The following is a 20,331-nucleotide window of genomic DNA, read 5'->3' as shown; positions in this document are numbered from 1 at the left end:
GTGCTCGTACTGGGCGTACTCGCGCTTTCGCCCGGTGCGGCGAGAGCGCGTGCCAGGCGTCGCGGGGCAGAGGGGAATTTGACGACAGGCCCTAGCGCGTGGGCGAGTGGTGGGGCGGGGCGGGGCGGCGCACCCTGGAGGGGTAGCCGACAGGTACCTCGGTGGAGGTGGTCCTCATGATGCACACGCTTGTCGGATGGCATGTGGAGATGGAGTTCAAGGAGGAGGGCGACCGGACGCGCGCCGCGGCGATGGTCCGGCTGACGGACGGAACGGAGTTCCGGGCGCACGGCACCGCGAACCGCCACCCCTCGGACCCGGACCAGCTGCGGGTGGGCGAGGAGATCGCCGGGGCGCGGGCCCTGATGGATCTGGCCTCGCAGCTGCTCCAGAAGGCCCACACGGAGATCGACCAGGTGTCGGGCCGTACCTCGCACAGCATCCGTTGACGACGAAGCCCCCGGCACGGGTGTCCGCGCCGGGGGCTTCGCCTCGGGCCGTCAGAGGCGCTCGGGCGTCCGGATGCCGAGCAGGGCCATGCCCTGGTGCAGGGTCCGGCCGGTCAGGTCGCAGAGGAAGAGGCGGTTCTCCGCGACCTCCTGCGCCGGCTCCGGCTTGATGACCGGGCACTGGTCGTAGAACGTCGTGTACAGCGAGGCGAGCTGGTAGAGGTACGCCGTCAGCTTGTGCGGGGCGTACTCCGAGGCGGCCTCGGCGACCGTCTCGGCGAACCGGTCCAGGTGGAGGCCGAGCGCGCGCTCGGCCGGGGCCAGCTCCAGCTCCGGGTGGGCGACGGGACGGCGGTCGCCGGCCTTGCCGAAGATCGACCTGATCCGGGCGTAGGCGTACTGCAGGTACACCGACGTGTCGCCGTTGAGCGACACCATCTGGTCCAGGTCGAACTTGTAGTCCCGGGCCGCGGACGTCGACAGGTCGGCGTACTTCACGGCGCCGATGCCGACGTACCGGCCGTTCTCGACGATCTCCGTCTCGGTCAGGCCGACCTTCTCGGCCTTCTCGCGGACGACGGCCGTCGCCCGGTCGACCGCCTCGTCGAGGAGGTCCACCAGCCGGACCGTCTCGCCCTCACGGGTCTTGAACGGCTTGCCGTCCTTGCCGAGGACCGTGCCGAAGGCCAGCTGGACGGCCTTGACCTCGTCGTTCAGCCAGCCGGCCCGGCGGGCCGTCTCGAAGACCATCTTGAAGTGGAGCGACTGGCGGGCGTCCACCACGTACAGCAGGGACGACGCCTTGAGGTTCTGCACCCGGTCGCGGATCGCGGACAGGTCCGTCGCCGCGTACCCGAAGCCGCCGTCGGACTTCTGGACGATCAGCGGGGTCGGGTTGCCGTCCGGGCCCTTCACGTCGTCGAAGAAGACGCACAGCGCACCCTCGGAGCGGACGGCGACGCCCGACTCCTCCAGGATGCGGCAGGTCTCCACCAGCATGTCGTTGTAGCCGGACTCGCCTACGACGTCGCCGTCCCGGATGTCCATGTCGAGCTTGTCGAAGACCGAGTAGAAGTAGATCTTCGACTCGTCGACGAACCGCTGCCAGAGCGCGAGGGTCTCCGCGTCGCCGGCCTGCAGGTCGACCACCCGGGCCCGGGCCCGCGTCTTGAACTCCTCGTCGGAGTCGAAGAGGGCGCGCGACGCCTTGTAGAGCCGGTTCAGGTTCGACATGGCCTCCTCGCCGGAGACCTCGGCCTCCGAGGAGTGGTCCAGCTCGTGCGGGTGCTCGATCAGGAACTGGATGAGCATGCCGAACTGGGTGCCCCAGTCGCCGATGTGGTGGCGGCGGACCACCGTCTCGCCCGTGAACTCCAGGATCTCGACCATCGCCGCGCCGATCACGGCGGAGCGCAGGTGCCCGACGTGCATCTCCTTGGCCACGTTCGGCTGGGCGTAGTCGATCACCGTGGTGCCGGCCGACTCGTTGAACGGAACGCCCAGGCGCGCGTCGGCGGCACGGGCCGCCAGCGTCTCGACGATCGCCGCGTCCGTCACCGTGATGTTCAGGAAGCCGGGGCCGGAGACCTCGATCTCCTTCAGCACGTCGTTCGCCGGGATCGCCTCGACGACCTTCGTCGCCAGCTCGCGCGGGTTGCCCTTGAGCTGCTTGGCCAGCGCCAGGATGCCGTTGGCCTGGAAGTCGGCCCGGTCGCTTCGTCGCAGCAGCGGGTCGGCGGACGCGGCGTCCGGCAGGGCTGCCGAGAGGCCGTCCGCGAGGCGCTGCTGCACGGTCGAAGCGAGGGAAGGGACCGAGGCCATGAGCTTCCGTTCCTGTTGAGTCCGTCAGGTCTAATTCGCTTGTCAAGTGTCCCACGGGAGCGCAACGTGATTTCCCGGCCTGTGGACGAACGGGGGAAGCGGGCGATCTCCGGCTGTGGACAACCTCGGAGTGCGCTCTTCCGTCTGGGAGAATGGCTCACGCAAGGGCTGTCAGGCAGAACCCCCTCAGGAAGAAGGACGTACCGACCGTGGCTCAGAGCAGCACCGAGACCGACTGGGTCTCCCGTTTCGCGGACGAGGTCATCGCCGAGTCGGAGCGACGTGCGCCTGGCAAACCGGTCGTCGTCGCCTCCGGCCTCTCCCCGTCCGGCCCGATCCACCTCGGCAACCTCCGCGAGGTCATGACCCCGCACCTGGTCGCCGACGAGATCCGCCGTCGCGGGCACGAGGTCAGGCACCTGATCTCCTGGGACGACTACGACCGCTTCCGCAAGGTGCCGAACGGCATCGAGGGCATCGACACGTCGTGGGCCGAGCACATCGGCAAGCCCCTGACCTCCGTCCCGGCCCCCGCCGGCTCGCCCCACGCCAACTGGGCCGAGCACTTCAAGGCCGCGATGGTCGAGTCGCTCGCGGAGCTGGGCGTCGAGTACGACCCCATCAGCCAGACCGAGCAGTACACCGCGGGCACCTACCGCGAGCAGATCCTGCACGCGATGCGGCACCGCGCCGACATCGACGCCATCCTCGACCAGTACCGGACGAAGAAGGCCCCGAAGAAGCAGTCGCAGAAGCCGGTCGACGCGGCCGAGCTTGAGGCCGAGGAGGGCTCCGGCGCGGCCGGTGAGGACGACGGCTCCGGCGGCTCCTCCGGCTACTTCCCGTACAAGCCGTACTGCGGGCAGTGCGACAAGGACCTCACGACCGTCACGTCCTACGACGACGAGACGACCGAGCTGGCCTACACCTGCACGAACTGCGGCTTCTCCGAGACCGTCAAGCTCAGCGAGTTCAACCGCGGCAAGCTGGTCTGGAAGGTCGACTGGCCGATGCGCTGGGCCTTCGAGGGCGTCGTGTTCGAGCCCTCCGGCGTCGACCACTCCTCGCCCGGCTCGTCCTTCGTCGTCGGCGGCCAGATCGTCCGCGAGATCTTCGACGGCGTCCAGCCCATCGGACCGATGTACGCCTTCGTCGGCATCAGCGGCATGGCCAAGATGTCCTCCTCGCGCGGCGGGGTGCCGACCGCCGCCGACGCCCTGAAGATCATGGAAGCGCCGCTGCTGCGCTGGCTCTACGCCCGCCGCAAGCCCAACCAGTCCTTCAAGATCGCCTTCGACCAGGAGATCCAGCGGCTCTACGACGAGTGGGACAAGCTGGAGGCCAAGGTCGCCGACGGCACGGTGCTGCCCGCCGACGCCGCCGCGCACACCCGCGCCGCCCGCACGGCCGCCGGCGAGCTGCCCCGCACGCCCCGCCCGCTGCCGTACCGGACGCTCGCCTCGGTCATGGACATCACCGCCGGCCACGACGAGCAGACCCTGCGGATCCTGACCGAGCTCGACCCGGAGAACCCGGTCACCTCGCTCGACGAGGTCCGTCCCCGTCTCGACCGCGCCGAGAACTGGATCACCAACCAGGTCCCGGCCGACCAGCGCACCATCGTCCGCGAGGAGCCCGACGCCGAGCTGCTCGGCTCCCTCGACGACGAGGGCCGCGAGTCGCTCCGGCTGCTCCTGGCCGGCCTCGACACCCACTGGTCGCTCGACGGGCTCACCACCCTCGTCTACGGCGTCCCGAAGGTCATGGCCGGTCTCGACGCCGAGGCCAAGCCGACGCCCGAGCTGAAGCTCGCCCAGCGGGCCTTCTTCGCCCTGCTCTACAAGCTCCTCGTGAGCCGGGAGACGGGACCGCGTCTGCCCACGCTGCTCCTGGCCGTGGGCGCGGACCGGGTGAGGAAGCTGCTCGCCGCCTAAGGGCGCGCACGGTACGCGAGAGGGCCGCCACCCGGGGATCCGGGTGGCGGCCCTTTCACCTGCCGTGCGCCGGGCGCGACGCGGTGCGGTCGGCGCCGACGGGGGTCAGGCGGTGTCGAGCTCGGCCATCGCGTCCGAGACCCGCTGCTGGGTCGCGGGGATGATCCGGTACAGCAGGTCGGTGTCCGCGGCCGGGAACTCCTGCATGCCGTAGTGCGCGGCGACCAGCTGCGCCAGCTCGGCGTCGGCCGGGAAGCGGTCGTTGTCCTGGACGTACGACCACATCAGCTTGAAGACGTCCTCCTCGAACTCGTTCACCGGAGGCTGCGCCTCCTCGACGTACTCGGGGTACTCGACGAACTCCTCGGGACCCGGCGGAGGCACGTCCTCCGGCCCCTGCGGGACCGGGACCGGCATGGGCTCCAGGCCCTCCACGATCTGCGGGTTGTACGTGCCCTCGTACGTCTCCGGGGACGTCTGCGCCGCGAACCACTGGCTCTCCTGGTTCACCGGAGCGCCGGGGTACTGCTGCCCGTCCGCCGGGCCCTGCGGCTGCCCGGGGGCCTGCGGCTGCCCCTGGGCGGGGAACTGCGGCTGCGGCTGGGCCGGGATCTGGCCCTGGGCCGGGACCTGGCCCGGCGCGGTGAACTGCCCCGGCGCGGGGAACTGCCCCGTGAGCTGCCCCTGCACGGGGCCCTGGCCCGGGAGCTCGCCCGGCAGTGCCGCCTGCGGGCCCGGCACGAGCGCCACCGGCTGCTGCTGCGGAGGCAGCACCGCCGGCTCGATGCCGGCCGCCGCCAGTCCTGCGGGGGCCGTCTCGGCCAGGGGGACGCCGTAGCGGGCCAGGCGGAGCGGCATCAGCGCCTCCACCGGCGCCTTCCGGCGCCAGCTGCGGCCGTACCGCGCCTGGAGCCGGGCCTGGTAGATCAGCCGTTCCTGCTCCAGCTTGATCACCTGCTCGTAGGAGCGGAGCTCCCAGAGCTTCATCCGGCGCCACAGCCGGAACGTCGGCACCGGGGAGAGCAGCCAGCGCGTGATGCGCACGCCCTCCATGTGCTTGTCGGCCGTGATGTCCGCGATCCGGCCCACCGCGTGCCGGGCGGCCTCGACGGCCACCACGAACAGGACGGGGATCACCGCGTGCATGCCGACGCCCAGCGGGTCGGGCCAGGCGGCCGCACCGTTGAACGCGATCGTCGCCGCGGTCAGCACCCAGGCCGTCTGGCGCAGCAGCGGGAACGGGATCCGCAGCCACGTCAGCAGCAGGTCGAGCGCGAGCAGCACACAGATGCCGGCGTCGATGCCGATGGGGAAGAAGTACGAGAAGTCGCCGAATCCCTTTTGCAGGGCGAGCTCACGCACGGCGGCGTACGAGCCGGCGAAGCCGATCCCGGCGATGACCAGCGCACCGGCGATGACGAGGCCGATGAGTATTCGGTGTGTGCGTGTCAGCTGCATCGCGGCCACCCGCGATCCCCTCCCGTCAAACGACATCCGGCGCGCACAGAGTGGCACATGCGCGCGGAGCCCGCCCTCCGGGGGAGGGACGGGCTCCGCATGAATGTGACACCCTGCGCGGGTTTGTGACTACTTGTTTGCCGCCGCGACCGCCGCCACGGCCTCCTTCGCCGCCGCCACGGCGCCGTCCACGATGGCCTTGTCCGTGGGAGCCGCGGCACCCGCGTAACCGGCGCCGTTGTACGACAGCAGCACCAGCACGTTGCCGGTCCGCGCCACGATCGACGCGTACACGAAGTCCTCGTCCGTCTTGCGCACCTGGTAGGCCACGGCCTGCGCCTCGTCGCCGATGCCCGGCGCCGCCAGCGTGCGGAGCTTCGTCGCGCCCGGCGTCTGCTGGACCTTGGCGAGCTCCTTGCCCAGGTTCTCCTTCGCGCGCTCCTGCCCGCTGCCGAGCGCCGCGTCCGACTCGTACCGGTAGAAGGACACGTCCAGCCAGCGGTAGTGCGAACCCTTCACGCCCTTGTCGTCCAGACCGTTCCACGAGCAGCCGCCCCGCTGGGCCAGGTCGCTCGACGCGGCGGGCGTGCCGTTCTTCGTCTTCGCCTTGGGCACCAGGGCGGCGGTCGTCCTCGCCGAGATCGACTTGCAGACGTCCGGAAGCTTCGCGAACCTCGCGGGCTCGACCGCCTTCGTCGTCTGCGAGGGCGAGGGGGTCGCCGACGCGGACGCCTTGTCCTGCCCCTTCGGCGTGCCGGAGCCCCCGGAGTCGCCGGAGTCCGAGGAGCAGCCGGCGGCGACGAGCATCACCGGGACGGCTGCGCAGGCGAGTATGCGGGTGAGTCGCGAGGCAGATCGCTGCATGGTTCCTTCAGTCGCTTGTCGTACGGTCCGGCCGGCGGTCCGGGTGACGGCCGTGGCCGTGGCCACGGGGCGGTCACGGGTACGCCGACACGTTACGTGGTCGCCGTCCGCTCACGGAGCGGATGCGGACGGCTACTCCTCCAGCCGATCGGCCAGCAGCCGGGCCAGATTCCGGGCCTTTTCCTGCAGTTCCCGGCTGTCCGGGGCCTCGCCGGAACCCGTCGACTGCTCCCGGTAGGACACCGTCACGATGACGTTCGATGTGCGGAACACCACGCTGACGGACCGTTGGTGGACGTTCGCGCCGACCTTGCCGAGGACGTCGTCGAGGAAGGCGATGTCGCCGAGGCCGTCGAGCAGGCGCGGTTCGAGCCCGGTGGAGGCCGGATCCGGGGAGCCGGAGCCGGTCGGGGTCGGGGCGGCCGTGGTCGCCGTCGGCTTGGCGGCCGGGTTCTTGCCCTGCGCCGAGAACGGGGTTCCCACCGGGCTCGTCGTCGCGGGCGCGGTGGTGGCGGGGGCGGTGGGCGTCGGCGGGGTGGTGGGCGCGAGCGGGATGCCCGCGCCGAGCTGCTTGCCGGTGAACACCTCCTGCGCGCGGTCGGCGTCGCTGACGGTGGTGTCGTACGAGACGACCCGCTCGATGTCGAGGGTGAGCCGGTGGGAGGTGTCGGGGCCGTCCGCCCGCCAGGTGCAGCCCACGCGCCGGTCGGTGTCGTACGTGACGGCGGCGATCCCGCGGTACGCCTTGGCGCGCTCGGTGTCCGGCAGTGCGGCCGCGCCGGGGAGCAGGTCCTTGAGGGCGGCCTGCGGGATCGCGCCGCACGGCTCGAAGAGGGTGCGGTAGCGGCCGGGCGGCGCGACGGGGGCCGCCGGCCCCGCCTTCGCGTCGACGGCGATGTCGTCGGCCGGAGCGCCGGATGAGCAGCCGGTCAGTCCGAGCCCGAGGCCCAGGCCGAGGACGCTGGTGAGGACGACGGCGGTACGAGCCGTGGGCCTGGTGCGGCCGGGGGCGTACCTCTTTCGCTGCACGGTCCCAGGCTCCCTTCTCCCGAAGTCTTTCCCGAAAACTGTTTGCCGCGCGAACCCGGCCGGTGGACACAATGTCTATCGCACACGCAGCCGTTGATGCCGGTCCGCTGTCACCTGTACGGGCTTTGGCTCCGGTTTTTGCGTTATCAGACTTTTCGGGGGAATCGAGGAAGTATGTCGTACGTAGAGGTACCCGGCGCGAAGGTGCCGATCCGGATGTGGGCCGATCCCTCCACCGTCGAGGGCGGCGCCATGCAGCAGCTGCACAACGTGGCGACGCTGCCGTGGATCAGGGGCCTCGCCGTCATGCCCGACGTCCACTACGGCAAGGGCGCCACGGTGGGTTCCGTGATCGCCATGCAGGACGCGGTCTGCCCCGCCGCCGTGGGCGTCGACATCGGCTGCGGCATGTCCGCGGTCAAGACCTCCCTCACCGAGAACGACCTGCCCGGCGACCTCTCCCGGCTCCGCTCGAAGATCGAGCAGGCGATCCCGGTGGGCCGGGGCCTCCACCGCGAGGCCGTCGACCCCAAGCGGCTCTTCCAGTTCCCGACGGCAGGCTGGGACGACTTCTGGTCACGGTTCGACGGGGTGGCGGACGCGGTGAAGTTCCGCCGCGAGCGCGCGGGGCAGCAGATGGGAACCCTCGGACAGGGAAACCATTTTGTTGAGTTCTGTATTGATTCATCCGGTGCCGTCTGGCTCATGCTGCACTCCGGGTCCCGGAACATCGGCAAGGAGCTGGCCGAGTACCACATCGGAGTGGCCCAGAAGCTGCCGCACAACCAGGGCCTCGTCGACCGCGACCTCGCGGTCTTCGTCGCGGACACCCCGCAGATGGCGGCCTACCGGCACGACCTGTTCTGGGCGCAGGAGTACGCGAAGTACAACCGCGCGATCATGATGGCCCTGTTCCAGGAGGTCGTCCGCCGGGAGTTCCGCAAGGCGCGGGTGACCTTCGACCCGGTCATCTCCTGCCACCACAACTACGTGGCGGAGGAGCGGTACGAGGGCATGGACATGCTCGTCACCCGCAAGGGCGCGATCCGGGCCGGCTCCGGGGAGTTCGGGATCATCCCGGGCTCGATGGGCACGGGCTCGTACATCGTGAAGGGGCTGGGGAACGCGGCCTCCTTCAACTCGGCCTCGCACGGTGCCGGCCGGAGGATGAGCCGGAGCGAGGCGAAGCGGCGCTTCTCGACGCGGGACCTGGAGGAGCAGACGCGGGGCGTGGAGTGCCGCAAGGACTCCGGTGTCGTCGACGAGATCCCGGGCGCCTACAAGCCGATCGAGAAGGTCATCGACCAGCAGCGCGACCTGGTGGAGGTCGTCGCGAAGCTGAAGCAGGTCATCTGCGTGAAGGGTTGACCCCGAGAGAACGGGATGGGGGCGCTGTCGGGGCGGCACCCCGTCCCGCGTCTCGTGCCGGGCTACTGGGCGGGCAGGGATGTCCGGCCGGTGCGGAGTCGCCACAGGCGCGTGGAGCAGCTCTGCTCGGTGCGGCCGAGCGCGGTGGCCGCGGCAGCGGGGTCGCCGAGCCGTAGCAGTTCGCGGTCGTCCACCGCGGTCCAGCGTCGGCGGGGCGGGGCGAATCTCATGCCTGCCGGGCGTACCCAGGACTGGATCGACGCGGCATTGGCCTTCTTGTGCTCCAGGCCCAGGCAGCCGGAGTAGTAGAGGTGCCTGGCGAGGTGCTGCGCCTGCTCCTTGTAGTAGGTGATGACGTAGACCTGGTCACGGGTGTTGCGGCGGGCGATGCGTTCGGCGCCCGTGATCTTCTTCGCGTAGTGACACAGGTATGCGGCCGCGGCCGTGCTGGCCGATGTGAGGGAGAGGAACGGAAGGCCCTCGGCCGTCCAGCCGAGCGAGCCGTCGGCGTCGATCAAGCCGCGGAGGTAGTCCGGCCTGGAGAACTCGACCCGGGGTGGCCGGATGGTCCGCGACTTCTTGCCGTAGGGGATGCCGAGCTCGTTGACGACCGTTCTGCCTTCGAGGGCGCACAGCGTCCATGTGGCCGAGTGGTGCTGTTCGGCGAAGTTCGTCGCGCGGACCCGCTCCGTGACGGAGCTGTAGTACGGGGTCAGCCGCTGGAACTCGTAGAGGATGTGGCAGTCTCGCGCGTTGAGCTCGAGGCTCAACTTGCCCTTCCGCCCCCTGCCCTGTGCCAGGTGCCCATCTGCCTGGAGGAAGCCGAACATGTAGGCGTACTCGGGTGCTTCGAGGTTCATGAAGGTGGGCGCGGTGGGGGTGAGCGCGCTGATGTCGAACAGTGCGGGCGCGCTAGGGTCCTGTTCAGCCATGGGAAGTCCTGTCTTCCTTCTGGTGAGGCCCCCGGCTGGGACTGCAATCCCTGCCGGGGGCCGTTCTGTATGCAGTTGTCGCCGACAGTAGGTCGGGCTTTCGATCGACGTGCGGGTGGTCGGGGGATTCACCCGGACGTGTCAGAGCTCGCGGTGGACCTTGGTGTTGGAAGCCTGGGCGCGGGGGCGGACGACGAGGAGGTCGATGTTGACGTGCGGGGGGCGGGTGCAGGCCCAGGTGATGGTGTCGGCGACGTCGTCGGCGGTGAGGGGGGCCTCGACGCCGGCGTAGACCTTGGCGGCCTTGTCGGTGTCGCCGCGGAAGCGGGTGGTGGCGAACTCGTCGGTCTTGACCATGCCGGGGGCGATCTCGATGACGCGGACGGGGGTGCCGACGATCTCCAGGCGGAGGGTCTCGGCGAGGACGCGGGCGCCGTTCTTGGCGGCGACGTAGCCCGCGCCGCCCTCGTAGGTGGAGTGGCCCGCGGTGGAGGAGAGGACGACGACCGTGCCGTCGCCGCTCGCGGTGAGGGCGGGGAGCAGGGCCTGGGTCATGTGGAGGGTGCCGAGGACGTTGACCTCGTACATGCGGCGCCAGTCCTCGGGGTCGCCGGTGGCGACGGGGTCGGCGCCGAGGGCGCCGCCGGCGTTGTTCACGAGGACGGCGAGGGTGCGGAAGGCGGTGGCGAACTCGTCGACGGCGGCGCGGTCGGTGACGTCGAGGGCGTAGGCCGCGGCCTGGTGGCCGGCGTCGTTGATCTCGGCGGCCAGGGCCTCGATGCGGTCCTTGCGGCGGGCGGTGAGGACCACGCGGTAGCCGGCGGCGGCGAGCTGCCTGGCCGTGGCGGCGCCGATTCCGCTGCTCGCTCCGGTGATGACGGCGATGGGGGTACCGGGGCCGGTCATGACGTGCTCCTCGCGCAGGTGGTCGATTACGTCGATCGCCCGGTCAGGATAGGTGGGAGCGGGGCGCGGCGGCTTCGCGGGGCGGGGGCGGCCGTGGGTGCCGCCGGGACACGCGGGCCGATGGGTTGTCACAAGATGTGATGATCCGTCGGTATTTTGTGGCTATGCGTGGATTGCGGAAGGGTGTGCTCGGGGTCGCTCTCGCGGCCGTGGTGGTGATGGGCGTGGGCGGGAGTGCCGGTGCCGTGGGGCCGTCGGCCGGGCCCGAGGCGGACCTGTCCCATCACGGTCATGTCTCCCTCTGGGACGGGAGGGTCGGGGTCTGGCTGGTGAGCGAGAACCACGGGCCTTCCGACCTGTCGCAGGCGACGGTCCGGCTGGCCTTCTCCGAGCCGATGGCGGGTGGTCGGGAGCTGCCGCCGGCGTGTCTGTGGAGCAGCGACCGGGTGGTGTCGTGCCGGACCGGCGAGCTGCGGGCCGAGGGGGGCTTCGGGGAGCTGGCGCTCGATCTGCGGACGGCGGGTCTGCCGGAGGAGATGACGGTGGAGGTCACGACGGCGTGGCGGGACGGGGTGGCCGACCGGAACCCCGGGAACGACCGCCACCGGGTCCTGGTGCTCGCCACGGGGGACCCGTACGTCTTCTGAGGTGAGGGGGCGGGCGGTCAGCGGTCGGCCCGGAAGACGTAGCCGTCGGGGCGGACGAGCACCGTGGCGCGGCGGGCCGGGTCGGTCCAGGTGGCGTGGACGAGGCGCTCCGGGGTGACGGGGGCGGTCTTCGGGAGCACGGGCGGTGCGCCGGCCGGGGCGATGAGGACGAACTCGCCGGCGCGGAGCAGTTCGTAGAGCCGGCCTTCGCGCAGGCGGACGTCGGGCGCGCGGCGGCCCGAGGGACGCCCGGCGCCCGGTTCCGGCGCGTACGCGATGCCGATGCCGCTGATCATGCCCATGGCCCGGAGGCCGGCGGGCCGGACGGCGCTCAGGAGGCGGACGGCGAGGGAGCGCGCGGCGCGGGTGAGCGGGGTGTGGGCCATGGCGAGGCGGACGATGGCGCCGCTGCTGCGCAGGACCGCGGCGCCGACGGGGTGGCGCTCGGACTGGTAGCTGTCGAGGAGGGCCTCGGGGTCGGGTGCCTCGCCGCGGAGGGCGGCGACGAGCTTCCAGGAGAGGTTGGCGGCGTCCTGGAGGCCGGTGTTCATGCCCTGGCCGCCCGCGGGGGAGTGGACGTGGGCGGCGTCTCCGGCGAGGAAGACCCGGCCGACCCGGTAGGCGGGGGCCTGGCGCTCGTCGCTGTGGAAGCGGGAGATCCAGCGGGCGTCGTGCATGCCGAGGTCGGTGCCGAGGGCGGTGCGGGCGATGCCGCGGAGCTCGTCGAGGTCGACGGGCTCGCTGTCGGGGACCTGGCGGGTGCGGTCCCAGCCCATCGCCCGGTACCAGCCGTCGCCGAAGGGCGCGAGGAACACGAAGGCGCTCCCGGAACCGCTGACGGTGAAGGACTCGGCGGGCTCCTCGGCGAGGCGGACGTCGGCGAGGACGATGGAGCGGATGGCCGAGCGGCCCGGGAAGGGCAGCCCGAGGGCGGAGCGGACGGCGCTGCGGACGCCGTCGGTGCCGACCAGGTGGCGGGCGCTGAGGGTGAGGGGGCCGTCGGGGCCGGCGAGGTCGGCCGTGACGGAGTCGACGTCCTGGCGCAGTCCGCGCAGCTCGGTGTCGTGGCGGAAGGTGACGCCGGCGGCCGCGGCCCGGCGCTCCAGGAGGCGCTCCACCTCGTACTGCGGGGTGACGAGCAGGTGGTTGAAGCGGGTGGGCAGCCGGGTCAGGTCGAGGTCGAGGCGGCCGAAGAGCCTGGCGTGGGCGAGGGTCGTGCCGGTGGCGAGGAGCTCGTCCGCGAGGCCGCGGGCGTCGAGCTGCTCCAGGGTGCGGGCGTGGACGCCGAAGGCCCGGGTCAGGTTGCCGAGGTCGTGCGCGCGGCGCTCGACGAGGGTGACGCGGATGCCGGCGGCGGCGAGGTCGCCGGCGAGGAGCAGGCCGGTGGGGCCCGCGCCGATGACGAGTACGTCCGTGTCCGTGGTGGTGCTCATGGCGGCCTCCAGGGTGCCCACGCCCGTTGGCCAACGGTTGTTTGCCAACGCTCGTTGACCACGGTAGGGGTGGCTCGGATGACATGTCAACACCTGTTGGCCTACAGTCGTTGGTATGACGACCGTCCGCCGCTCCGACGTCACCCGGGCCGCCATCCTGGAGGCCGCCCGCGAGCGCTTCGCCTCCGACGGGTACGAGCGCGCCACCATCCGGGCGATCGCCCGCGACGCCGGGATCGACCCGTCGATGGTCATGCGCTACTACGGCAACAAGGAGGGGCTCTTCGCGGCCGCCTCCGAGATCGAGCTCGACCTGCCCGAGCTCGGGATGCTGCCGGCGCGCCACATCGGGGCGGTCCTCGTCACCCACTTCCTGGAGCGCTGGGAGCGGGACGACGTCCTGACCGGGATGCTGCGGGTGGGGGTCACCAACGAGGCCGGGGCGGCCCGGATGCAGGCGGTCTTCGCCCGGCAGCTCGGTCCCGTCACGCGCGGCGTGTGCCCCGATCCGGAGGAGGCCCCGCGCCGGGCGGCGCTCGTCGCGTCCCAGATCCTCGGGATGGCGCTCACCCGCTACGTCCTGCGGCTGCCGCCGGCCGTGGAGATGACCACCGACGAGATCGTCGCCTGGCTGGGCCCGACCGTGCAGCGCTATCTGACGGCCGAGGCCCCCTGAGCCGGCGGGCCCCCGGACCGTACTATTCCTGCATGACGCAGAAGAGTTCCGTGCGGCGCGACGCCCTGATGACCGAGCTGTACGGGGAGGCGCGGCGCTACATGGCCGCCTACGCCCTGTTCAACCAGGCCGTCGCCGACCACCTGGGGCTCCACCCGACCGACGTGCAGTGCCTGAACCTGCTCAGCCTGGAGGAGGGTCCGGTGACCACCGGGCGGATCGCCGAGCTGACCGGGCTCACCACGGGCTCGGCGACCCGGCTCGTCGACCGCCTGGAGCGCTCCGGATACGTGACGCGCGAGCGCGACACCGAGGACCGGCGGCGGGTGCTCGTGGCGCTCGTGCCCGCCCGGACCGCGGAGCTCGGCGCCCTGTGGCGGAAGTTGAACCGGACCTGGGGCACCATGTTCGACGTCTACAGCGACGCCGAACTCGGCCTGCTCATCGCCCATATGCGGCGCACCGTCGAGGTGAGCGCCACCCAGATCGAGCGGCTGCGCGGCGGCGACCTCGACTGAGAGGCCGGGGCGTGGCGCGTGGTCCAAGAGGCGACCTAGACGGTCGGCGTGCCGCCGAACTCCCGGACCGCGTCGGAGACGATCGCCTCCAGGCGGGCGTGGTGGGCGCCGCGCCAGTAGACCCGGCCGCAGGCGGCGCACTGGGCGAACACGTCGTAGGTCTTCTCGGTGCCGTGCTCCAGGCGCTCGCGGACCGTGTCCTTGTCCGCCTCGGTCAGTTCGCCGTTGCACGCCGTGCAGCGGGTCCAGGGCGCGAGCGGGGGAGCGAACCGCTCCAGGACGTCACGGAGCTGGTCGTCGGGCCGGTCGCTGTAGACGTAGGCGCCCGCCCAGAGTTCGCGGCGGCGCAGCAGGCCGCGGTCCCGCGAGAGCATGACGCGCTGCTCCCGGGCCGAGAGCGTGGCGAGCGCGGGGTCGCCGATGTCCTCGCTCTCGTACGCCGCGTCCACGCCCAGCAGCCGCAGCCGGCGGGCCAGCGTGCCCAGGTGGACGTCGAGCAGGAACCGGAGCGGGGCGCCCGGGACCGGCTGCGGGCGGCTGACGTCCTCGACCTCGACGGTGTCGCCCTGGGCCGGGACGTACGAGGTGTCGACCGGCCGCCCGCCGACCAGGAGGCGCCCGGCCTCGGTGAGCGGCACTCCCAGGGACTCCACGACATGGCCGAGCGAGGAGCTGCCGTCGGTGGTCACCGCGGTGCGGCCCGAGCGCCGCTCCGAGGGGACGAACACCCTCAGGCCGGGGGCGAAACTGATCTGGATCTCCGGTCCGTTCACGGGGACAGGATGGCACCGGGGCGAGGGCCGCGGCCAGGCAATTCGCGGCGGGGAGCGCGCGGGGGCGTCGTGACGGGTCCGGTCAGGGGCGGAACGCCTCGGCATGGTCGGCGACCCATGCGGCGAAGGGGCGGGCCGGATGCCCGGTCAGCTCCTCGACGTCAGGGGTCAGGGGCACCGGCCGGCCGTCGTGTGCGGCCCAGTAGGAGAGCAGGGCGTCCGCGAACGCCTCGGGCAGGAAGTCCGCGACCGACTCCTTCCACCGCTCCGGGGTGACGACGGTGTGGGGCGCGGGTCGGCCGGTCACCTCGGCGACGACCGCCAGCTGCTCCGTGAAGGTCAGCGACTGGGGGCCGGTCAGCACGTACGACGAGCCGCGCAGCCGGGGCCGGGTCAGCACCGCGAGGGCGGCCTCGGCGACGTCCCGCTCGTGGATCGGGTCGCCGTGCGTCCGGGGGTGGGGCAGGGCCGGCCCCCGGCCCGTCCGCAGCGCCGGCGCCCACTGCAGGGCGTTGGCGGCGAAGGCGCCGGGCCGCAGGTGGGTGGCCTCGAAGGCGCCGGCGGCCGCGGCGGCGGAGAGGGCGCGCTCGGCCGCGAGGTGGGAGGCGGCGATCGGGTTCTCGGCGGCGTCGGGGGCGAGGACGGAGCTGGAGGAGAGCAGGACGACGTGCCGGACGCCGGCGGCGCGGGCCCGGTCGGCGAAGGCCGCGGTGTGCGCGGCCTCGGCGTAGAGGAAGACGGCGTCGACGCCGTCCAGGGCGGTGTCGAAGGTGGCCGGGTCGGCGAGGTCGCAGCGCACGGTGTCCATGCCGCGGGGTGGGGAGAGGCCGGCGGGGTCCTTGGAGGCGGCCCTGGCCTCGATGCCCGCGGCGTCGAGCAGGCCGAGGAGGGCGGAGGCGACGCGGCCGCGGCTGCCGGTGACGAGAACGGTCATGGGGTGTCCTTCCGGAGGGCGGCGCAGCATGACTGCGCCGCGCATCATCTGCGTTGTGCAGATAAATATCCGCGAGGGTGCCACTCCCGTCAACCCCGACACATCCTGGGGTACCGTCCCGGCATGAAGATCACCGACCTCGAACCCGGCGACCCGCGGCTGGAGAGCGACCTTCTTCCGGTCCTTGCCGAGCTCCGCCCGCACCTCACCCCGGACCTCTTCCGCGAGGTGTACGAGGCCGGGCACCCCCAGGGGCTGCGGTTCAGCGCCGCCTACGCCGACGACGGCCGGTGCGTCGGCGCGGCCGGCTGGCGGATCATCGACAACACCAGCTCCCTGCGCAAGCTCTACGTCGACGACCTGGTGACCGCCGCCGCCGAGCGCTCGACCGGCGTCGGCCACGCGCTCGTCGCCCACCTGGAGACCCACGCCCGCGCGGCCGGCTGTCACGAGCTCAACCTGGACTCCGGCACCCACCGCACCGGAGCCCACCGCTTCTACCTGCGCGAGCGCTTCGACATCGTGGCCTTCCACTTCACCCGGCCGCTGTCCGCGCCGGAGGATGCCTCCTAGGGGGTGTCCCCCAGGTCGAGCCGCCAGTCGTTGCAGCGCATCGGCCGCCCCGGGGGGTACTCGAAGTCACGCTCGCCGAGCAGCTCGAACCCCGCCTTGCGGCAGACCGCGTTCGACGCGGCGTTGTCCGTGGAGGGGAACGCGTGCAGATGGCGCCGGCCTCCCGCCTCCCGGGCCTGACGCGCCACCGCGCGCGTGGCGGACGTCGCCGCGCCGCGGCCCTGGAAGCCCGGCAGGACGGACCACCCCGTCTCGTACACCGGCTCCCCGTCCCAGGTCTGCGCCCAGTAGCCGATGCTGCCGGCCACGACCGCCTCGGGCAGCAGCACGATCCGGAACATCCGCCCCGCGCCCGTGTCGCCGGAACTCATGTCCACGTACCGGCGGTGGCGCCGGACCAGCTGCTCCTCGGTCTCAGGACCCCCGAGGTGGTGCATCGCCTCCGGCGTGTTGAGGGCGCGCAGAAGATCGGCGTCCTCCTCGGACCAGGGCTCCAGGCGTACGCGTGTGGTGTCGTCCATCTTCGTACGCTAGGTCAGGGCACTGACAGTCCGCGGGCGTACGCCGTCGGGGGCACCCCGATCGTCGCCGTGAAGTCCCGTACGAGATGGGCCTGGTCGCTGTAGCCCAGCTCGGCCGCCAGGGCGGCCCAGTCCGGGGTGCCCGCGGCCCCCGCCGACTCGGCCCGCTCCAGGGCCTCGTGGATCCGGTAGCGCAGGATCACCCACTTCGGGCCCACGCCCACGTGCGAGGAGAACAGCCGCTGCAGCGAGCGGGCGGAGAGGCCCGAGGCGGCGGCCAGCCGCGCCACCGTGCGGACCGCCCGGTCCCCACGGGCCAGCTCCACCAGCTCCATGGCCTGCGCGGCGGCCGGGTCGGGCGCCGGTCCGCGGGCCAGCAGGAAGGCGTCGAGCGCCGCCACGCGCGCGTGGTCCGGCTCCGGGGACAGCACGGCGGAGAGGGGGTCGGCGGCGTCCGCCGGCTCCTGCGGGAACACCTCGGCGAGGGGGACGCGGCGGCCCGTCCACTCCGACACCGGCCACGCGGGCGCGAAGGGCCGGAAGCCGCCGGGCCGGAACTGGACGCCGCAGACCCGGCCCGTGCCGGCCAGCTTCCGGGTGAAGAGGCCGAGGCCGACCCCGGCGACCTCGGCGGACGACTCGGCGGCCTCCTCCGGCCCGTCGAGCGGACCGTACCGCTGGAAGACGACGTTCACCGAGGGGTGCGGGACGACGTGCGACGCGTACGGCTCCGGCAGCTCCCAGTCGATCAGCCAGTAGTGCTCCAGGTAGGGCCGCAGCTCCGGCGCCGGGCTGTGCCGCCGGAAGCGCACACGGGAGAGCAGCTCGGCGGGGTCGACGATCCCTCGGGTGTCCCGGCGGGGAGCGGAGGCAGCCATGCTCCGATGCTAGGGGCTGCCCTGCCGGTCAGGCCGGGCTCGCGGCGCGTGGTCGGCGGGGCGTTCCTGGCGTGTTTCTTCAAGACCCGGGGCGGGCCGGCTCCGTAGCGTCGGTGCCATGACGAACCAGGCCCCGCCCCGCATCGCCGACCTGCTGCAGACCGCCGCCGCGCAGGCCGTCCCCCTGGTCGAGGGCGTCGACGACGCCGCGCTCGGTGCGCCCACCCCCTGCGCCGACTACGACGTGCGCGCCCTCCTGAACCACCTGTTCGCGGTCGTCGTGAACTTCCAGGCCCTCGCGGCCAAGCGGCCGGCCGACTTCTCCGAGACCCCCGACCGGGTGGGGGAGGCCGGCTGGCGCGCCCGCTTCGGCGCGGAGACCGGGGAACTCGTCGCGGCCTGGGCGGCGCCCGGCGCCGACGAGGGCACCACCGGCGCGATGGGGCTGCCCGCGCGGACCGTCGGCTCCATGGTGCTGCTCGACCTGACCGTGCACGCCTGGGACCTGGCGCGCGCCACCGGGCGGACCTTCGAACCGGACCCGGCCGTGGTCGAGGGGCTTGCGGAGGAGGTGGCGCGGATGGCGCCGACGGCACGGAAGATGAGCGTCTTCGGCGAGGCCGTCGAGCTGTCCGGGCGGGCCACCGCCTTCGACCGCCTCCTCGCGACGACGGGCCGCGACCCGCGCGCCTGGGCCTGAGGACTTGAGGGCCTGAGGGCGCCTGCGCCGTCGGCGCCGCCCCGGACTGACGGGCAGGACCCGCGCGCACGGGCGCGGGGACAGGGCCGCGACCCGCGCCCCGGTGTCCCCGGCGCCCGAGGGTTCAGCGCAGGCGGCCGGGTGAGCCGGGGGTGAGCCGGGAGACGACCTGGCCGAAGGCGTGCTCCTCGGCCGGGGTCAGGGCCACGGACTCCTGCGGGTGCCAGACGCGCTCCAGCGGGATGCCCGCCCGGTAGCGGCGGTCACGGGCGCGGGCCCGCAGGCCCGCGGTCAGCCACACCACCGTCGAGACGGCGAGGAGGCCGAAGAGTGTGAGGACACGGGGGTCGGACAACTGGCCGGGCAAGGACATGGCTGGCTCCAGGACGTGCGGGCCGCCCGCGCCCGGCGCGCCCCGGCAGGTGGCGCGCGTGCGCGTCGGCGCTGGTGATTCCTACTGCTTCCTCCCGACCTGTTCAGTTAACACCACCCTGGGGGACTTTCGGCAGGGGGTCCGGGACCAAAGTCCCGGCGGGCTCCCCTGGGCGTCCGCCGGGGGGAGGCAGGCCCTCTTGTGCGGGCCGGGGAACCGTTCCAAGGTGGCGAAGAGGGAGATTCCGGCCGGGGAGGGAGCAGCCGCATGTCCGGAGCACAGGCATGGGGATTCACGGACGACAGGGGCGCGGAGCTGGGCGCGGAGGGCGTGCCGCGCAGGGTGGTCGCGTACGTACGGGCCGGTGCGGCCCTCCACGACCTGGGGGTCACGCCGGTCGGGGTCTACGGCTCCGGGCACGACGGCGAGGTGCTCGACCCGGCGAAGGCGGGCGGACTCGCGGCCGTGGGGGTCCCCTACGTCGGGCCGGGGCGGGCGCTGGACGAGGGGCTGCTGCGGGAGCTGCGGCCGGACGTGGTCGTGGACGTCACCTATGACGGCAAGAGCCCGTACGCGCTGGACGAGGCGCTGCCCGAGGCGCTCGGGGTGCCCCTCGCCGCGCTCTCCGTCGGCAACGAGCTCACGCTGCCGGCGATCCTGGACCGCTTCGGCGCGCTGGCCGTCTCCCTGGGGGCCGCCCCGCCGGAGCCGGCCGGGCTGGGCGCCGCGGAGGCCGCGCTCCGGGAGGCCGCGGCCCGGACCGGGCTCGGGGTGCTGGCCCTCTCGGGCGCCGGGCCGGAGCAGGTGCATCTGGCCCGCCCGTCGGCGTGGCCCGAGCTGGCGCGGCTCGCGGAGCTCGGGGTCCGGCTGCTCGATCCCGGCCCGGGGCCCGGGGCCAACTGGCTCACCGCCGACTGGGACCGCGCCGCCGAGCTCCGCCCCGGCCTGGTCCTCTTCGACAGCCGGGAGCACGCCACGCCGCCGCACGAGGTCCCGTCCGGAGCCCGGCTCGCCCCGTGGAACCCGGAGACGCCGCCCAGCCCCGCCGCGTACGCCCGCTTCTTCCGCGAGCTCGCCGAGGCGCTGACCGGCTGAGGGCGCGGGCCGCGCCGGTCAGGCCCGGGTGGTCGTGAGACGGGTGCGCAGCGAGTCGGCGAACTCCTCGGCGCGGGCGAGCTGCGCCCGGAGTTCGGCGACGCGTTCCGCCGCGGCCTGCTCGTACCGGCGGACGCGGGCGGTGAGGGCGGCACGCTCGTCGGGTTCGAGTGCGTCGGCCGTGTCGGCGCGGTCGGCGGCGAGGCGGTCGACGGCGGTGAGGAGTTCCCGGGTCTCGTCGAGGGTGAAGCCGAGCGGCTTCATGCGGCGGACGACCATCAGCCGGGAGACGTCCGCGTCGGTGTAGAGGGGGAAGCCGCCGGGGGAGGCGGCGGACGGTACGACCAGGCCGCTGTCCTCGTACTGGCGGATGGTCCGCAGGGACAGTTCGGTCCGTGCGGCGACCTCGCCGATCTGCATGGGTCCGCCGGCCATTCGTACTCCGCTCA

The 20,331-nt window shown here is 72.8% G+C and carries 22 protein-coding genes; 9 read left to right on the top strand and 13 right to left on the bottom strand.

The window, feature by feature from the left end; all coding sequences use genetic code 11:
- Positions 1-179 precede the first annotated feature (179 nt).
- Positions 180-449, top strand: coding sequence for a DUF1876 domain-containing protein (locus AB0424_RS25260; RefSeq protein ID WP_366308818.1), 270 nt, complete (start codon positions 180-182; stop codon positions 447-449).
- Positions 450-500: 51 nt separating this feature from the next.
- Here the strand turns inward: AB0424_RS25260 and argS are convergent, their stop codons facing one another.
- Complete coding sequence (gene argS / locus AB0424_RS25255) at positions 501-2,270, bottom strand: arginine--tRNA ligase (protein WP_366308809.1); 1,770 nt, start codon at positions 2,268-2,270, stop codon at positions 501-503.
- A gap of 152 nt (positions 2,271-2,422) precedes the next feature.
- On the opposite strand from argS, the gene lysS reads away from it, so the two are divergent.
- Complete coding sequence (lysS, locus tag AB0424_RS25250) at positions 2,423-4,204, top strand: lysine--tRNA ligase (RefSeq protein WP_366308808.1); 1,782 nt, start codon at positions 2,423-2,425, stop codon at positions 4,202-4,204.
- Between the two features lie 105 nt (positions 4,205-4,309).
- Here the strand turns inward: lysS and AB0424_RS25245 are convergent, their stop codons facing one another.
- From AB0424_RS25245 to AB0424_RS25235, 3 genes are all read right to left on the bottom strand, one after another.
- Complete coding sequence (locus AB0424_RS25245) at positions 4,310-5,662, bottom strand: DUF2637 domain-containing protein (RefSeq protein ID WP_366308807.1); 1,353 nt, start codon at positions 5,660-5,662, stop codon at positions 4,310-4,312.
- A 129-nt stretch (positions 5,663-5,791) separates the two neighbouring features.
- The gene (locus tag AB0424_RS25240) at positions 5,792-6,526 is read right to left on the bottom strand and encodes a DUF3558 domain-containing protein (RefSeq protein WP_366308806.1); all 735 of its coding nucleotides are present in this window, start codon (positions 6,524-6,526) and stop codon (positions 5,792-5,794) included.
- A gap of 132 nt (positions 6,527-6,658) precedes the next feature.
- Positions 6,659-7,555, bottom strand: coding sequence for a DUF3558 domain-containing protein (locus tag AB0424_RS25235; RefSeq protein WP_366308805.1), 897 nt, complete (start codon positions 7,553-7,555; stop codon positions 6,659-6,661).
- Positions 7,556-7,729: 174 nt separating this feature from the next.
- On the opposite strand from AB0424_RS25235, the gene AB0424_RS25230 reads away from it, so the two are divergent.
- A complete protein-coding gene (locus AB0424_RS25230; RefSeq protein WP_366308804.1) occupies positions 7,730-8,923 on the top strand; it encodes an RtcB family protein in 1,194 nt (397 codons plus the stop codon).
- Between the two features lie 62 nt (positions 8,924-8,985).
- Here AB0424_RS25230 and AB0424_RS25225 read toward each other — a convergent pair whose 3' ends face one another.
- Positions 8,986-9,855 carry an LAGLIDADG family homing endonuclease gene (locus AB0424_RS25225; protein ID WP_366308803.1) on the bottom strand — a complete coding sequence of 290 codons (870 nt, stop codon included), beginning with the start codon at positions 9,853-9,855 and terminating at the stop codon, positions 8,986-8,988.
- 141 nt (positions 9,856-9,996) lie between these two features.
- Positions 9,997-10,761, bottom strand: coding sequence for an SDR family NAD(P)-dependent oxidoreductase (locus AB0424_RS25220; RefSeq protein ID WP_366308802.1), 765 nt, complete (start codon positions 10,759-10,761; stop codon positions 9,997-9,999).
- A 164-nt stretch (positions 10,762-10,925) separates the two neighbouring features.
- On the opposite strand from AB0424_RS25220, the gene AB0424_RS25215 reads away from it, so the two are divergent.
- Positions 10,926-11,408: a hypothetical protein gene (locus AB0424_RS25215; RefSeq protein WP_366308801.1), complete on the top strand. Its 483-nt coding sequence runs from the start codon at positions 10,926-10,928 to the stop codon at positions 11,406-11,408.
- A 17-nt stretch (positions 11,409-11,425) separates the two neighbouring features.
- Here the strand turns inward: AB0424_RS25215 and AB0424_RS25210 are convergent, their stop codons facing one another.
- Positions 11,426-12,841, bottom strand: coding sequence for an FAD-dependent monooxygenase (locus tag AB0424_RS25210; protein ID WP_366308800.1), 1,416 nt, complete (start codon positions 12,839-12,841; stop codon positions 11,426-11,428).
- Between the two features lie 115 nt (positions 12,842-12,956).
- On the opposite strand from AB0424_RS25210, the gene AB0424_RS25205 reads away from it, so the two are divergent.
- Positions 12,957-13,517: a TetR family transcriptional regulator gene (locus AB0424_RS25205; protein ID WP_366308799.1), complete on the top strand. Its 561-nt coding sequence runs from the start codon at positions 12,957-12,959 to the stop codon at positions 13,515-13,517.
- Positions 13,518-13,549: 32 nt separating this feature from the next.
- Entirely contained in the window at positions 13,550-14,035 is a 486-nt protein-coding gene (locus tag AB0424_RS25200; RefSeq protein WP_366308798.1) for a MarR family transcriptional regulator, read from the top strand.
- A gap of 35 nt (positions 14,036-14,070) precedes the next feature.
- Here the strand turns inward: AB0424_RS25200 and AB0424_RS25195 are convergent, their stop codons facing one another.
- Complete coding sequence (locus AB0424_RS25195) at positions 14,071-14,808, bottom strand: Mut7-C RNAse domain-containing protein (RefSeq protein WP_366308797.1); 738 nt, start codon at positions 14,806-14,808, stop codon at positions 14,071-14,073.
- A gap of 82 nt (positions 14,809-14,890) precedes the next feature.
- Entirely contained in the window at positions 14,891-15,742 is an 852-nt protein-coding gene (locus AB0424_RS25190) for an NAD(P)H-binding protein (protein WP_366308796.1), read from the bottom strand.
- 123 nt (positions 15,743-15,865) lie between these two features.
- On the opposite strand from AB0424_RS25190, the gene AB0424_RS25185 reads away from it, so the two are divergent.
- The gene (locus AB0424_RS25185) at positions 15,866-16,315 is read left to right on the top strand and encodes a GNAT family N-acetyltransferase (protein WP_366308795.1); all 450 of its coding nucleotides are present in this window, start codon (positions 15,866-15,868) and stop codon (positions 16,313-16,315) included.
- Here the strand turns inward: AB0424_RS25185 and AB0424_RS25180 are convergent.
- Together AB0424_RS25180 and AB0424_RS25175 are read right to left on the bottom strand one after the other, a co-directional pair.
- Positions 16,312-16,836 carry a GNAT family N-acetyltransferase gene (locus tag AB0424_RS25180; RefSeq protein WP_366308794.1) on the bottom strand — a complete coding sequence of 175 codons (525 nt, stop codon included), beginning with the start codon at positions 16,834-16,836 and terminating at the stop codon, positions 16,312-16,314. The two genes, AB0424_RS25185 and AB0424_RS25180, sit on opposite strands and share 4 nt — an antisense overlap.
- A 14-nt stretch (positions 16,837-16,850) precedes the next feature.
- Entirely contained in the window at positions 16,851-17,714 is an 864-nt protein-coding gene (locus tag AB0424_RS25175) for a helix-turn-helix domain-containing protein (RefSeq protein ID WP_366308793.1), read from the bottom strand.
- 118 nt (positions 17,715-17,832) lie between these two features.
- On the opposite strand from AB0424_RS25175, the gene AB0424_RS25170 reads away from it, so the two are divergent.
- Positions 17,833-18,414 carry a TIGR03086 family metal-binding protein gene (locus tag AB0424_RS25170; RefSeq protein WP_366308792.1) on the top strand — a complete coding sequence of 194 codons (582 nt, stop codon included), beginning with the start codon at positions 17,833-17,835 and terminating at the stop codon, positions 18,412-18,414.
- A 124-nt stretch (positions 18,415-18,538) separates the two neighbouring features.
- On the opposite strand, the gene AB0424_RS25165 is transcribed toward AB0424_RS25170, so the two are convergent.
- The gene (locus AB0424_RS25165; protein ID WP_366308791.1) at positions 18,539-18,787 is read right to left on the bottom strand and encodes a hypothetical protein; all 249 of its coding nucleotides are present in this window, start codon (positions 18,785-18,787) and stop codon (positions 18,539-18,541) included.
- A 267-nt stretch (positions 18,788-19,054) separates the two neighbouring features.
- On the opposite strand from AB0424_RS25165, the gene AB0424_RS25160 reads away from it, so the two are divergent.
- Positions 19,055-19,882, top strand: coding sequence for an ABC transporter substrate-binding protein (locus AB0424_RS25160; protein ID WP_366308790.1), 828 nt, complete (start codon positions 19,055-19,057; stop codon positions 19,880-19,882).
- Positions 19,883-19,900: 18 nt separating this feature from the next.
- On the opposite strand, the gene AB0424_RS25155 is transcribed toward AB0424_RS25160, so the two are convergent.
- Complete coding sequence (locus tag AB0424_RS25155) at positions 19,901-20,317, bottom strand: MerR family transcriptional regulator (protein ID WP_366308817.1); 417 nt, start codon at positions 20,315-20,317, stop codon at positions 19,901-19,903.
- Positions 20,318-20,331: the final 14 nt, after the last annotated feature.

Source organism: Streptomyces sp. NPDC051180 (assembly GCF_040689545.1).
GTDB lineage: Bacteria > Actinomycetota > Actinomycetes > Streptomycetales > Streptomycetaceae > Streptomyces.
This window is presented reverse-complemented; position numbering and strand designations above follow the sequence as displayed.

Excerpts from the sequence above, each read along its gene's own strand:
- AB0424_RS25260 (WP_366308818.1), top strand. The coding sequence starts at position 180 with ATGCACACGCTTGTCGGATGGCATGTGGAGATGGAGTTCAAGGAGGAG.
- argS (WP_366308809.1), bottom strand. The coding sequence starts at position 2,270 with ATGGCCTCGGTCCCTTCCCTCGCTTCGACCGTGCAGCAGCGCCTCGCG.
- lysS (WP_366308808.1), top strand. The coding sequence starts at position 2,423 with ATGGCTCACGCAAGGGCTGTCAGGCAGAACCCCCTCAGGAAGAAGGAC.
- AB0424_RS25245 (WP_366308807.1), bottom strand. The coding sequence starts at position 5,662 with ATGCAGCTGACACGCACACACCGAATACTCATCGGCCTCGTCATCGCC.
- AB0424_RS25240 (WP_366308806.1), bottom strand. The coding sequence starts at position 6,526 with ATGCAGCGATCTGCCTCGCGACTCACCCGCATACTCGCCTGCGCAGCC.
- AB0424_RS25230 (WP_366308804.1), top strand. The coding sequence starts at position 7,730 with ATGTCGTACGTAGAGGTACCCGGCGCGAAGGTGCCGATCCGGATGTGG.
- AB0424_RS25225 (WP_366308803.1), bottom strand. The coding sequence starts at position 9,855 with ATGGCTGAACAGGACCCTAGCGCGCCCGCACTGTTCGACATCAGCGCG.
- AB0424_RS25220 (WP_366308802.1), bottom strand. The coding sequence starts at position 10,761 with ATGACCGGCCCCGGTACCCCCATCGCCGTCATCACCGGAGCGAGCAGC.
- AB0424_RS25215 (WP_366308801.1), top strand. The coding sequence starts at position 10,926 with ATGCGTGGATTGCGGAAGGGTGTGCTCGGGGTCGCTCTCGCGGCCGTG.
- AB0424_RS25210 (WP_366308800.1), bottom strand. The coding sequence starts at position 12,841 with ATGAGCACCACCACGGACACGGACGTACTCGTCATCGGCGCGGGCCCC.
- AB0424_RS25205 (WP_366308799.1), top strand. The coding sequence starts at position 12,957 with ATGACGACCGTCCGCCGCTCCGACGTCACCCGGGCCGCCATCCTGGAG.
- AB0424_RS25200 (WP_366308798.1), top strand. The coding sequence starts at position 13,550 with ATGACGCAGAAGAGTTCCGTGCGGCGCGACGCCCTGATGACCGAGCTG.
- AB0424_RS25190 (WP_366308796.1), bottom strand. The coding sequence starts at position 15,742 with ATGACCGTTCTCGTCACCGGCAGCCGCGGCCGCGTCGCCTCCGCCCTC.
- AB0424_RS25185 (WP_366308795.1), top strand. The coding sequence starts at position 15,866 with ATGAAGATCACCGACCTCGAACCCGGCGACCCGCGGCTGGAGAGCGAC.
- AB0424_RS25180 (WP_366308794.1), bottom strand. The coding sequence starts at position 16,836 with ATGGACGACACCACACGCGTACGCCTGGAGCCCTGGTCCGAGGAGGAC.
- AB0424_RS25175 (WP_366308793.1), bottom strand. The coding sequence starts at position 17,714 with ATGGCTGCCTCCGCTCCCCGCCGGGACACCCGAGGGATCGTCGACCCC.
- AB0424_RS25170 (WP_366308792.1), top strand. The coding sequence starts at position 17,833 with ATGACGAACCAGGCCCCGCCCCGCATCGCCGACCTGCTGCAGACCGCC.
- AB0424_RS25165 (WP_366308791.1), bottom strand. The coding sequence starts at position 18,787 with ATGTCCTTGCCCGGCCAGTTGTCCGACCCCCGTGTCCTCACACTCTTC.
- AB0424_RS25160 (WP_366308790.1), top strand. The coding sequence starts at position 19,055 with ATGTCCGGAGCACAGGCATGGGGATTCACGGACGACAGGGGCGCGGAG.
- AB0424_RS25155 (WP_366308817.1), bottom strand. The coding sequence starts at position 20,317 with ATGGCCGGCGGACCCATGCAGATCGGCGAGGTCGCCGCACGGACCGAA.